This is a genomic window from Clostridium vincentii (assembly GCF_002995745.1).
Classification (GTDB): Bacteria; Bacillota; Clostridia; order Clostridiales; family Clostridiaceae; genus Clostridium; species Clostridium vincentii.
Genome location: NZ_PVXQ01000022.1, coordinates 1 through 12,353 on the forward strand (window position 1 = coordinate 1; position 12,353 = coordinate 12,353).

General features: G+C 32.0%; 13 protein-coding genes and 1 tRNA gene. 2 read left to right on the forward strand and 12 right to left on the reverse strand.

From position 1 onward, the window contains the following. Positions 1-157 precede the first annotated feature (157 nt). The 5 genes from CLVI_RS10435 to CLVI_RS10455 all read right to left on the reverse strand — a co-directional run bounded on the left by CLVI_RS10435 (position 158) and on the right by CLVI_RS10455 (position 5,674). A complete protein-coding gene (locus CLVI_RS10435) occupies positions 158-1,372 on the reverse strand; it encodes an aspartate aminotransferase family protein (protein WP_106060074.1) in 1,215 nt (404 codons plus the stop codon). A 36-nt stretch (positions 1,373-1,408) separates the two neighbouring features. Beyond that, a complete protein-coding gene (locus tag CLVI_RS10440; protein WP_106060075.1) occupies positions 1,409-2,539 on the reverse strand; it encodes an iron-containing alcohol dehydrogenase in 1,131 nt (376 codons plus the stop codon). Positions 2,540-2,632: 93 nt separating this feature from the next. Further along, positions 2,633-4,060, reverse strand: coding sequence for an APC family permease (locus tag CLVI_RS10445; protein ID WP_106060076.1), 1,428 nt, complete (start codon positions 4,058-4,060; stop codon positions 2,633-2,635). Positions 4,061-4,269: 209 nt separating this feature from the next. Then, entirely contained in the window at positions 4,270-4,821 is a 552-nt protein-coding gene (locus tag CLVI_RS10450; RefSeq protein ID WP_106060077.1) for a helix-turn-helix domain-containing protein, read from the reverse strand. A 100-nt stretch (positions 4,822-4,921) separates the two neighbouring features. Beyond that, positions 4,922-5,674, reverse strand: coding sequence for a carbonic anhydrase (locus CLVI_RS10455; RefSeq protein ID WP_106060131.1), 753 nt, complete (start codon positions 5,672-5,674; stop codon positions 4,922-4,924). 195 nt (positions 5,675-5,869) lie between these two features. On the opposite strand from CLVI_RS10455, the gene CLVI_RS10460 reads away from it, so the two are divergent. Further along, the gene (locus tag CLVI_RS10460) at positions 5,870-6,370 is read left to right on the forward strand and encodes a putative ABC transporter permease (protein ID WP_106060078.1); all 501 of its coding nucleotides are present in this window, start codon (positions 5,870-5,872) and stop codon (positions 6,368-6,370) included. 67 nt (positions 6,371-6,437) lie between these two features. Here CLVI_RS10460 and CLVI_RS10465 read toward each other — a convergent pair whose 3' ends face one another. The 6 genes from CLVI_RS10465 to CLVI_RS10485 form a co-directional block, all read right to left on the reverse strand. Next, entirely contained in the window at positions 6,438-7,448 is a 1,011-nt protein-coding gene (locus tag CLVI_RS10465; RefSeq protein ID WP_106060079.1) for an asparaginase, read from the reverse strand. 281 nt (positions 7,449-7,729) lie between these two features. Further along, positions 7,730-7,804: transfer RNA gene (locus CLVI_RS10470), tRNA-Glu, on the reverse strand. Positions 7,805-8,046: 242 nt separating this feature from the next. Beyond that, a complete protein-coding gene (locus CLVI_RS17480) occupies positions 8,047-8,199 on the reverse strand; it encodes a hypothetical protein (protein WP_170065643.1) in 153 nt (50 codons plus the stop codon). Between the two features lie 227 nt (positions 8,200-8,426). Next, entirely contained in the window at positions 8,427-9,281 is an 855-nt protein-coding gene (locus CLVI_RS10475; RefSeq protein WP_106060080.1) for an NAD(P)/FAD-dependent oxidoreductase, read from the reverse strand. Between the two features lie 2 nt (positions 9,282-9,283). Then, positions 9,284-9,598 carry a thioredoxin gene (gene trxA, locus CLVI_RS10480; protein WP_106060081.1) on the reverse strand — a complete coding sequence of 105 codons (315 nt, stop codon included), beginning with the start codon at positions 9,596-9,598 and terminating at the stop codon, positions 9,284-9,286. Positions 9,599-9,770: 172 nt separating this feature from the next. Continuing rightward, positions 9,771-10,097 carry a hypothetical protein gene (locus tag CLVI_RS10485; protein WP_106060082.1) on the reverse strand — a complete coding sequence of 109 codons (327 nt, stop codon included), beginning with the start codon at positions 10,095-10,097 and terminating at the stop codon, positions 9,771-9,773. Positions 10,098-10,215: 118 nt separating this feature from the next. Between CLVI_RS10485 and CLVI_RS10490 the strand changes: the two genes are divergently transcribed. After that, on the forward strand, positions 10,216-10,599 hold the full coding sequence (locus tag CLVI_RS10490; RefSeq protein ID WP_106060083.1) for a hypothetical protein: 384 nt from the start codon (positions 10,216-10,218) through the stop codon (positions 10,597-10,599). A gap of 44 nt (positions 10,600-10,643) precedes the next feature. Here CLVI_RS10490 and CLVI_RS10495 read toward each other — a convergent pair whose 3' ends face one another. Further along, entirely contained in the window at positions 10,644-12,350 is a 1,707-nt protein-coding gene (locus CLVI_RS10495; RefSeq protein ID WP_106060084.1) for an ABC transporter ATP-binding protein, read from the reverse strand. Positions 12,351-12,353 lie beyond the last annotated feature (3 nt).

The window sequence follows — 12,353 nt, forward strand, 5'->3', positions numbered from 1 at the left end:
CGTTAGCCTAACAAGCAAATATCAAAAGATACATTAATTTCTAATGAACCGCCGTGTACCGAACGGTATGCACGGTGGTGTGAGAGGACGCTAAATAAAATAATTATTTAGCTCCTACTCGATTTCTTTGGATAATTCACCCTGACCATTCCGTAATTTATGCTGTAATTTTCTCAACTACTTCCCTTATAATATCAAATGCTTTATCACAATCTTTTTCATCTAATATTAATGGTGGAATCATACGTATTATAGTTCCTCCGATTGAAGTAATTAAAAGCTTTTTATCTAAACAATCATGTTTTACTTGTGCTGCGATGTTTTGATCAAATTCAACTCCAATTAATAACCCCTTTCCCCTAACTTCTACCACATGAGGTAATTCTTTTAATTTTCCTGCAAAATATTTTCCCATTTTCTCTGCATTTCCTGCTAAATCACGATCAAGTAATTCATTAATTTGAGCGTAAGACGCTGCACAACATACAGCATTTCCACCATAAGTTGATCCATGAGCACCTAAATTAAAAGCTTTAGCTACCTCTTTAGTTGCACAGATTGCACCAATTGGCATTCCGCCACCCATAGCCTTTGCCATTGAAACTATATCTGGTTTTATTTCATAATCCATATAAGCCATTATCTTTCCAGTTCTGCACCATCCAGTTTGAACTTCATCTAATAATAACAACATTCCTTTTTCATCACAGAATGCTCTAATTCCCCTCATAAATTCTTGTGTTGCTGGGTGTACCCCACCTTCTCCTTGAAGAGGTTCAATCATAATAGCTATAGTATTTTCTGTACATGCGTCTTTAAATGATTGTAAGTCATTGAAGTCAGCATAAGAAAAACCAGAAATCATTGGTTTAAATCCTATTTGACATCCATTATCAGGTTGTCCTGTTGCAGACATTGATCCATATGTTCTTCCGTGGAACCCATTTCTTGCAGTTACAATATTGAATCTATTAGGACCATACTTTTCTACTCCGTACTTTCTTGCCATTTTTATCATAGCTTCATTAGATTCTGTTCCTGTATTTTGATAAAAAATCTTATCCATTCCTATAGTGTCACAAATTAATTTTGCAAGTACCGCTTGAGGAATTGTATATGGATAGTTAAATGTATGCATTATGTCTTCAACTTGTTCTTTAACTGCTTCTACAACTTTTTCATTACAGTTTCCTGCACTATTAACTGCAATTCCACCATAAAAATCTAAATAGCCCTCACCATTTTCATCGTATAGATACATATCCTTTGCTGTTTCTGCAATAAAGTCAAATCTTTCATAAGTTTCAATCATGTATGTGCTAACTAAATCCTTTAATTCTCTCTTTGATAATTTTACATCTCTTAATTTCATAAATATATCTCCTTAAATTTAATATTATTTTCCTAATTAAAGTGCTTTTCTATAAATTCTCTTAATATCTTCTATGTTAAATTTAATTGGATGAATACTAATGCTTGCTCCTGATACCTTTATGCAATTCTCTGCCATCCAATCTATGTCCTCGTCTTTAATTCCTTGTTCAGATAAAGTTGTTTCTAAATCAATATCCTTAAGTAATTTTCTTATTGTTTTAACACAATCATTTTCATCTTTTCCGCCTAATAACTTAGAAATCATAGCAAATTTTTCTGGAGCTGAACTTATTGATTCTTCATAAATTATTGGTGTTAAGGCTGCAAGTCCTCTTCCATGTACAATATCCTTAAGTCCACTTGCTGGATGTTCCATTCCATGGGGAGCTATTACTCCTGCTGTATTAATTACCATTCCACCTAGAGTGCTTGCCCATGTTACTCCTTCAAAAGCTTCTATATCATCTGAACTTTTATAGGCATTAACTAAATTTTTTCCTATAAGTTCAATTCCTTGAAGAGCCATCATAGCTGTCATCGGTTGAGTAATTTCAGATAAATAAGCCTCCATGTTATGACATAACGCATCAAATCCAACTGAAGCTAGAATATACTTTGGCATAGTTGTCATTAATTGAGGATCTACTATAGATGCTTTTGCTACTATTGCATTAGATCTTAATGATTTTTTATCATTATTCTCTGGATTAGTTAATACTGCAAATCCATTTCCTTCACTACCTGTTCCACATGTTGTAGGAACTAATACTATTGGAAGTGCCTTATCACTGACTTTCTTTCCAAAAATATAATCTGATATATCCCCTTCATTTAATGTAATAAAAGCAATTGCCTTTGCAGCATCCATTATACTTCCACCACCAAGACCTAGAACAACATCACATTTACTAGTTTTTGCAAGTTCTGCTCCAGCATATGCAGTTATAGTTGTTGGATTTTGCTCTACTTTATCAAATACAACAGACTCTACGTCAGATTCCTTTAATAAAGCAATAGTTTTATCAAGAAGTCCTGTTTTCTTTGTACTATTTTTTCCTGTTACGATTAAAACCTTCTTTCCGTACTTAGCAACTTCTATTCCTAATTCTTTAACCCTGCCTTGTCCAAAGATAAGATTTACAGGTAAACTATAATTAAATTTCATAAATAAACTCTCCTTTTTGATTTTAATAATTATTTAATTCTACGATGTATAGATTAATATGTTAAACCATGCTCTCTTATATAAATTAATATTTTAAATAGCGCCCTCTATACCTTCTTCGTCTTCAATTTCTTTTTCAACATCTATGAATTCATGTTCTCCAAAATCTTTATATTTTGTCCTTGCTACTGCATAAAAGATAAGTCCAAGCAAACACCAAGCTCCTACAATTATTAGTTCTTCTTTAACTAAACCTGATGGCATTCCTGGAATATACAATGCTGTCATGAATCCACTTAACAATATTGCCATAATCCCAACGAATTTGCCTGCTTTTACTTTATAAGGTCTAGGCATATTAGGTTCTTTAAATCTAAGCACTAAGAAGGATATTGCAACTAAAAGATATGCAACTACCACTCCAAAGCTTCCTGCATCAGTAAGCCATACCATCATAGCTCGTCCAAAGAAAGGTGCTACAATTGAAGCTGCTCCTATTAGTAAGACTGCATTTATTGGTATTTTATATTTCGGATGTAGTTTAGCTAAAAAGCCTGGTAACATTTGAGACGCTGCCAAAGAATATATAGCTCTACTTCCACCTATAAAGAACGAATTCCAACTTGTAATTATACCAGTCATCCCCCCTATAATAACTACTTTGGCAGCCATATCACTATTAAAGAATGCATTTTTCATAGCATCTGCTGTCACAAGAGTTGATGTATCTAATTCAGTTTTTGTCATTACAAGTGAAACAGCTACTATAATCATGATATACCATGCAACTGCCATAGCTATTGAAAGTATCATAATTTTACCAATTTTTTTGAATGGCACGTTAATTTCTTCAGCAGCTTGAGGAATAACATCAAATCCGAGAAACATAAATGGTGTCATTGCTACAACTGTTAATATTCCACCTATTCCATCATTAAATAAAGGTTTTGTATTTTCTATATTTCCTGAAAAACCTGATCCAACTACTAAAGCAATACCTATAGCCGCAATTCCAATTGTTAAAACAAGTTGTAATTTTGCTGCTGCCTTTGCACCAAAGCAATTAATAACAGTAATAATTATAGCAGCAATAACTCCTACTGCAACCCAGGATGCATAGATATCAAATCCAGCTATTGTATACATATAACCTTTTAAGAAATCCGGGTAAATATATTGAATAACCGTTGGGAATGCACAAGCTTCAAAAGCAACAACTCCTACATACCCTAAGATTATTCCCCAAGTACATATAAATGAGCCCGTTTTTCCAAGTGCTCTTAAACTAAATACATGCTCTCCTCCACATTGCGGCATAGCAGCAGTTAATTCCGCATAAGTTAATCCAACAAAAAGTACCATGATACCACCAAGTAGAAATGCTAAAATAGCGCCAATTGTTCCAGCACCTCTAATCCAAACCCCTGCCATGACTACCCATCCCCAACCTATCATAGCTCCAAACGCTATTGCAAATATATCCTTCTGATTTAAAACTCTGTCAAATTTGGACTTTTCCATAATAAACCCTCCTAATTAAAAATAATATTTTGTGTTAGTACTAGTTATTTGGAAACTCCATTGTTTTCAAATAAAAAAAAGCGCTCTAGACTTAAAAGTCCAGAACGCCCTTGTTCAAATTCTTTATAATATTCAATTAATTTATATCCTCAATATACCACTAATGCGTTATAGTGTCAATAATCATTTTGAATATATATTTTTTTCTTTTATTTCCAATGAAAAATCATATTAAAAGCTAGAAGGTCATCTCCATTATTTATGTAAATATGATCTTTATCTGTATTAAATCTTACAGCATCCCCGTTATTAATAGTCATTGTTTTATCCTCTACTTCTAATGTTAATACTCCTTTAAACACATTTACATATTCACTAGTATTTTCTCCATGAGATCCTGATATGTATCTATACCCTGGCTTTATTTCAACAACATAAATTTCAAAGCTTGTATCCTCTTCATATGGAAAATAAGTATACACACTATACCCGTCTACAAGTTCTTTTGTTGGCGTTAAGCTCTCTTTTTTTACAATGTATATTTCTTCCTTAGGAATAGAAACCAGATCATTAAATGAAACTCTAAGTCCACTAACTATTTTACCCAATATAGCAACAGTTGGATTTGACTCTCCTCTTTCTATTTGCCCTAACATGCTTTTACTAACTCCAGTTTGTTCAGCTACCATAGTTAAACTCATTTTCTTCCGTTTTCTAATTGTTTTTAAATTTATTGACACATTTCTATTTATATAATCCATTTTGCCCTCCTGCATTGTACGTTATATTGCACATTGCATTAGTATATCATTTTACATATTATATATCACTATATTTAATATGCCAATTCAAAATATGTAGTTAATTTAAGAATTCAACTTCACCTGATTCTAAATGATATTTAGCAGCTACTACTTTCAACTTTCCTGAATCAACTAGATTTTTAATTACAGTACTCTTTAATAATTCATTAACTGTTTCCTTTGCGTTTTCATTTTCAACTTCTGAAGCAATTTCCTCGTCACTTGCATCTTTATTCGCTTGTTTTACTTTATCAAAAGATGGTTTAATTTTATCTATTATTGCTTGAATTCCAGGTGTAGTTTCTCCACCTTCAACAGTAGCTTGTACAGCTCCACATTTTTCATGTGCTAATACTATAACTAATGGAGTGCCTGCATGCTCAACTGCATATTCTACACTTCCTGTTTCTACCGTATCTGTTACATTTCCAGCATCACGAATAACAAACAAATCACCTAATTCTTGATCAAATATTAACTCTGGTGCAACTCTTGAATCTGAACATGTTAATATTGTAGCAAAAGGATGTTGTCCATTTTCCGAAAGATCAGTACGTACTTCTGATGATAAATCCTTATTTAAAAGCTCTCCAGATACAAATCTTTTATTTCCTTCTATAATAGCAGTTTCTGCTTCCTCATACGTAACTCCTTCCTCATGAAGATCTTCTGCTTCCATTGAAATAGTTGTTTCGGTTTCAGTTTGTGCAGTTTCAATTTCTTTGCTACTGCAACCATTTAAAACCATAGTAGATATTAAGCCACCAACTAGAATACAACTTATCTTTTTTAATAATTCTTTCCTTTTCATATTAAAATCCCCTTCTTTAACAAAATAATTCATTTTAAAGTATACTCCTTAGTATACTACTTTGTAAACTTTTCGCTAATTTTGACGAATTTCATCTGACACTCTTCCGTATTATTCAAATCCTAATGCTCTTAGTTTAAAACATGAAATACTCCCATATTTTCCGCATAAAATAATAAGGGGGGATGATACATTTTGAGATACTGGAAAAATAAAATAGTTCATTTCTTTGCTTTCGGCAGTATATATTTAAATATAGAGGTGTTTTCCAAGGCTTATACTGGTGAGTTAATAGGTTTTGATGGCATATCAAAGTGGAGCCTATGTGGTTGGACATCCTCATGGATGTTTTTAGTAGGTGGGCTATGTGGAGTCATTCTAGGTAGCTTAAATGATAGTCCTAAATTTTACAATCTTAAAATGTGGCAACAAGTATTTATAGGAGGAACATTAATTATTGTGGCAGAATTCCTATCCGGAATATTTTTCAACCTACATCTACACCTAAACCTATGGGATTATTCTCAACAAAAATTTAACTTTCTAGGACAAATATGCCTACAGAATTCTATTTACTGGTATTTACTAAGTATCGTGGTACTATGGTTTAATGCCGCTTTATCTTATTATTTTTACCATGAAGAAAAACCACCAAGCTTATTTAAATACTTTATAAAATTAATTACACTAAAATAAATTACGCTACATAGAAAAACATCAACGTTCTTAATATCTAAAACGTTGATGTTTACTATAAAAAATATTAATATTCTTCAAAAATTCTTTTTATTTCAGAATAGTCTCGTGTTTTAGTTAAAGCTAAGGAGAGCAATATCCTAGCTTTCGAAGGTGCTAATGTATTGCCTGGAATACAATTAGTCGATTTATCTATAGCATAATCTTTTAATATAATTCCACTTCCAGTTCTTGAAGATCTTACAACCGGTATACCTTTAGTCTCAAGTTCTTTAACTTTTTTTATCCAAGCAGAACTAAACGTTCCACACCCAGCCCCTGCGATTACAAGCCCCTCAGATTTTTGAGCCAAATAATCAATAATTAAAGGATCAGCATCAATATTAAAATATGCAATAGAGACTTGGGGTAATTCTTTTAATCCAAAAATATCGAATTCTGTATCAACTGTATGTGGTTTTATAGATTTATTTAAAAAATAAGGTATATTATCTCTCATATATCCAAGGCAACCTAAATCTATAGAATTAAAAGCATTTGTTTTAAATGTATTAACTTTTTGTACATTTCTTCCACTATAAATTCCATCAGCAAAAACAACCATACACCCCTGACCTTTAGATAAATCATTAGCAGCCAAAGCCACTGATTGATATAAATTTAATGGTCCATCAGCACTAGTTGCAGTAGAGGGTCTCATGGCTCCTGTTACTATTACCGGTTTATTTGTTTTAACAGTTAAATCTAAAAAATATGCTGTTTCTTCCAAAGTATCAGTGCCATGAGTTATTACAAACCCATCTACATCACTTTGCTTTGAAATCTCATTTATTCTATTTGCAAGAGTTAACCAATGATCAATAGTTATATCATTACTATCAACATTCGCAATTTGCTGATAAGATATATTAGCTATTTCATCAAGACTAGGAACACTATCAACTAATGATTTTATATCCAAATTACCAGCTTTATAATTAGTTGTCTTTCCAGCTATTCCAGTACCAGCAATAGTACCACCCGTAGCTAAAATAACTATATTTTTAAGTTCAGAATTTTTAGAATTAATTAATATCATTTCCTACCTCCTAAAATTTCACGTTACACCTAAAGGTCTAAACATTACTTTAGTCCCCGTTTGGGCACCGTTTAGGGTATAAAAAAAGCTCAGCCCTACTAGTTAAGCCGTTTGTTAACGTATAATGGTAGTCCCCTATGGACTACCAAATACTAGTGTGGGAAAACTGTGGGAAAACATCAATATTCTTGTCATTTTAAAAATATGAATCACCTTTAGTCCCTTTTGGGGACATAAAAAAACAGCCTAACCATACCGATTAAGCTGTTTTACCATTTTTTTGGTAGTCCATAGGGGAATTGGACCCCTGACTCCACCGTGAGAGGGTGGCATCTTAACCACTTGACCAATGGACCACAACAAATATTATTATATCACAGGATACCTATCTAGTATATACTTAATTACGCTCATATTCGCTTATATTCGCTCACTAGTCCATTTTACCTGTGAATTAGTACAATATGCTCTCACATTATTCTTTTTTCATCTATTCACCTTTATTATTGTTTCTGAATTAAAAAAAGAGTAGCTATTCAATCTTTAAGCTACTCCCTTTAGTATTTACACTCAGAAACCATATTAATTTCCTTCCTGATTACCCTTGAATTTTTTGAGCTAATTCTCTTAACTCATCAAATGATAATCCAGCAAAATAGGATCTATTTAATTGTTCTTGTGATAGTCCATTATCTCTACCTAGTGTAAGTATAGTTGTAATGTACATTTCTCTGTAATCTCTTACTGCCATAAAGTTCGCCTCCTCCTGTGTATATCTTAATTATGATATTTTTTATTATATGTAAATCAAGTAGAAAAATTTACAATAATAAATAAATACTTTAAACACATTTTTGATTATATCACACTATTTTAAATTTTCAAAATATTTTGTGTTATCTTTGTGTTAATCATTCCTATTTTAAGTAACAACAAAAAAAACTTGCAAATCTTAATTAGATTTGCAAGTTTTCTTAATTATTTATTTAAATATTTAACAGCACTTAAAGCTGCAATATTACCTTCTCCTGCGGCTTTAATATACTGATAAGGCTTTCCTACACAATCTCCTGCTGCAAAACAGCCATTAAGATTAGTAGCCATTAACCTATCAACCTTAATATGTCCATCATCTTCCTTAAGTCCTGGGACAAGCTGTGAAGGTGGAATGGCATCCTTTAATATAAATATACCATCTGTTTCTATTTCACTATTTTTAAGAATCAACTTATTTACTTTGGATTCCCCTAATACTTCAATAGGTTTATCATTTACAATTAAAATACCTTCATTTAAGTTGTATTCTCCTTTATATAATGGAATATAATAAACCTTGGAAGCTAATTCGCTAACGTAATTTGCCTCCTCTTCACCTTCAGCATTAGAAGATATTATTGTTACGATTTTGCCCTTATACAGAGGTGCATCGCAAGTAGCACAATATCCCACTCCTCGTCCAAGATACTTAATTTCTCCTACTAGAGGTTTCGAAAATTCTACTCCTGTTGCTAAGATAACTGTGGTTGCTTCATAGGCTTTCTCATTCACCATTAAGGTGAAGTATTCTCCCATTGCATAAATATTATTAATTCGTTCCTCAGTTATTTCTATACCCATCTCTTTTATATGGTTTCCATAGGATTCTCCAAGTTCCTTACCTGATACACTTGAAAATCCTAAGTAGTTATTTATTTTTGGTGCTTTTTGAACCTTTGAACTTAGATTATTGTTTCCAAATAAAATAAAGGATTTATTTCTAATTTTAGCATTAAGAGCAGCTGATAATCCACCTGGCCCCGTGCCTACTATTGCAATATCATATCTTTTATCCATTTTTAAATAACCTCTTCAATAACTTCCTTTAAAGCTTCTTTAGGCATGAATCCCATCTTTGTAGCGACTTCAGCACCAGCTTTAAATATCTTAATTGTAGGAATGCTTTGAACTCCATATTTACTTGCTGTAATAGGACTTTCATCAACATCAATTTTAACTATTTTAATTTCGCCCATTTCTCCTTGAAGTTCCTCAAGAACAGGTGCAAGCATTTTACATGGAGCGCACCATGTAGCAAAGAAGTCTACAACAACCACTCCTGCATTATCTAGAACTTCCGCTTTATAATCATTATCATTTATATGTTTTATCATTTTCTCTCCTCCTTATACCCCTTAGGGTATGAATCTTATCTCTAGTCTACTCTAACTAATAGTTTATGTCAACAACCACAGCTCTTTAATATTTTTAGCAACATTTAAACTTTTATACAGGTTTTATAAAAAAAGAAGTACCAACTTAAATCAGTACTTCATTAGTGTGTCCTTATTTCACATGAATAAGTATACTTTCTACATGAGTTCCCCTACCTTCATCTTGAAAAAGAATTTGAAACATATCTATTCCACAAAAACATCTATTTGCCTTATAGATTAATATAGAGGGCTCAACAAGATATACTCGTCCATGCATAGGTTTAAATTTTATTTTCATAAAACTCTTAATATCCGGGCATCCCACCCTCCTACAATCTATAATAATAGGTCTAGTCCCATTAACATAAAGGGGTCTAATCTGTTTAATTATTACATTAAAGTTACTTGGATATACAATAAATTCATCATCATCTTTAATGCAAGATTTTCTATCCAAATCATCACTTCCTCTGCATAGTCTTACAAAATATAATATGCCTTTATTCTTATCATTGTTCCACTATCCCACTCTTCTTCGTATAATGTATTATAGTTTAAAATAGGAGGATGCTAATATGGACGATCACAAAGATAAGAAAATAGAGAACATTTCTGTTAATTGCAAATTAGAGGTAAGTTTTAATCCAAAAAATAAAATAATTTATGTATGCCCTAGAAAGCCTCAGTACTTTCTAATTACTTCTTCAAAATGTTGTGGACAAGTTAACGTTAAGTATACAGGCTGTAACTTTGATTGTAGAACAGGTAAAATTATAGGAGATTTAGGCGTATATAGTGTATTTGATTCTGGAATAGTATTTTACCCTTACAAAAATATGTGTCCTGGTGAAATAGACACCTTAACATTCACCGCAAAAGATGATACTACAATATACGACTTTACAGTAATATTTTCATATATACCATCTGAATGCTGCAAAGAAAGTTGTTGTAAATAACTAATAGAGGCTAGTAAGGCTTTAACCTTACTAGCCTCACTAATTTAATTTTCTACAAATTTATACAAGTCTTTATAAAGTCCCCCTAGGCTAATAAGCTCTTCATGAGTTCCTCTTTCTTGCATCCCTTTATCTGTTAACACTATAATCTCGTCTGCATTTCTTATAGTTGATAATCTATGTGCAACCACAATTGTAGTCCTCCCCTTAGACAATTCATCTAAAGATTTCTTAATATAATACTCAGTAGTGTTATCTAAAGCAGATGTAGCCTCATCAAGAATTAAAATTGGCGGATTCTTAAGAAATACTCTAGCAATAGAAACTCTTTGTTTTTGCCCTCCTGATAGCTTAACTCCTCGTTCTCCTATATAAGTATCATACCCATCTTCAAGTCCTAATATAAAGTCATGAATATTAGCTCTTTTAGCCGATTTGTAGACTTCTTCATCACTAGCATTAAAACTTCCATATCTTATATTCTCTTTAATGGTTCCATCGAACAAAAAGACTTCCTGCTGAACTATACCAACATTTTCTCGAAGGGAGTTTATAGTAAAATCATATATACTTTTATCATCTATAAGTATATCACCTTGATCTAAATCGTAAAATCTAGGAATAAGGTTACAAAATGTTGTCTTTCCTCCCCCTGATGGTCCTACTAAAGCAAGGGTTTTTCCAGCCTCAATAGTTAATGATAATCCATCAATTATTTTATTGTTTTCATAACTAAAGATAGCATTATTAAATGTTATCTTACCCTTAACATCAGTTAAAGTTTTAGCATCCTTTTTTTCCTTTTCTTTCTCTTCTTGAAGTATCTCTATATATCTTTGAAATCCTGTCATACCATTTTGATACTGTTCCATAAAGTTAACTAATTTCTTAATTGGCTCTATAAAAATTTTAGTATATAACAGATAGGCAATATAGTCTCCAATTCCTATTTGACCATTTAGAGTAAATAATCCACCTACAATCAATACCACATAGTTCAATATATCAATTGAAAAATTCGCACCTGAAAAGTATTGTGCCATAGTCTTATAAGCCTTTTCACGAGCCCTCATAAAACTACTGTTTCCTTCTTCAAACTTTTCTTCCTCGTAATCGTGAGAAGCAAAGGCTTTTGCAACTCTAATACCTGAAATACTGTTTTCTAAAGTTGCATTAACAGCTCCTGTTTTAACTCTAGTTTTTAAAAATGCTTTGCTCATTCTTTTTCTTTGTTGTATTGTGAAAATAACTATTAACGGTATACAAGCAAATATTATTAGAGTCAGTGGAACGTTAATTGTACATAATACTGCAAAAGAGCCTATTAGCATTACAAAGGATATAAACAAATCCTCTGGTCCATGATGGGCAAGCTCTGAAATATCCATTAAATCATGAATTATTCTAGACATTATGTCCCCTGTTTTATTATTATCAAAATATGTATTTGGAAGGCGTTGAATATGGCTAAATATTTCTTTTCTCATATCCCCCTGCATCCTAACTCCAACCACATGACCCCAATACTGCATAAAATATCCGCAAATTGCCTTAATTACAAATAATATAATTAATACAATAGCAAATACTCCTATCATTCTTAAATTCTTATTTGGAATAGAATTATCCACTAGTTCCCGTGTCATCATTGGATATACTAACTCACATAACGCCACTATTAATGCTGCTAGCAGATCAAATATAAATAATTTTTTATAGGGCCTGTAAAAGCCAATAAATTTTCTAAACATGTA